The sequence below is a fragment of the Streptomyces sp. B1866 genome (assembly GCF_031932565.1).
GTDB lineage: Bacteria > Actinomycetota > Actinomycetes > Streptomycetales > Streptomycetaceae > Streptomyces.
Genome location: NZ_JAVSCF010000635.1, coordinates 1 through 390, shown reverse-complemented (window position 1 = coordinate 390; position 390 = coordinate 1). Strand labels below are relative to the sequence as shown.

Genomic DNA, 390 nt, shown 5'->3' with positions numbered 1-390 from the left:
GGCTCCCCACCGGTCGGCCCGGCGCCCGCCGCGGGCGGGAAGCCGTCCGGGGCCGTGGCCCGGCCGGGCGCACCGCGCAGCGCGAACCGCCAGGCCGGGTTGAGGCGGGCCAGCCACAGGGCGCGCGGACCGGCCAGGACCAGCGCGTCCGGACGCAGGTCGGTGCGCGCGCGAGCCGCGTCGAGGAGGGCGGGCAGCAGGGCGTCGGGCACCCGGTACCCGTACCGGTTGGCGGCCGCGAGCCACTGGGGCAGCAGCTCGGTGAGGTCGGGCGCGGTGCGCGAGGCGGCCCGTCCCGGGCCCGACCGGTCGGCGAGGAGCAGCGCCAGCCGGGCGCGGGCAGCCCTCGGCAGCGGCGGGCGGTGGTCCGCCGGCGCGGGGCCGGGCAGC

At 83.3% G+C, this 390-nt stretch carries 1 protein-coding gene; it reads right to left on the bottom strand.

The genetic code is table 11. The features are described from left to right. Positions 1-390, bottom strand: a 390-nt coding sequence (locus RKE29_RS30550; RefSeq protein WP_312008926.1) for a DUF5691 domain-containing protein, incomplete at both ends; no start/stop codon positions are given.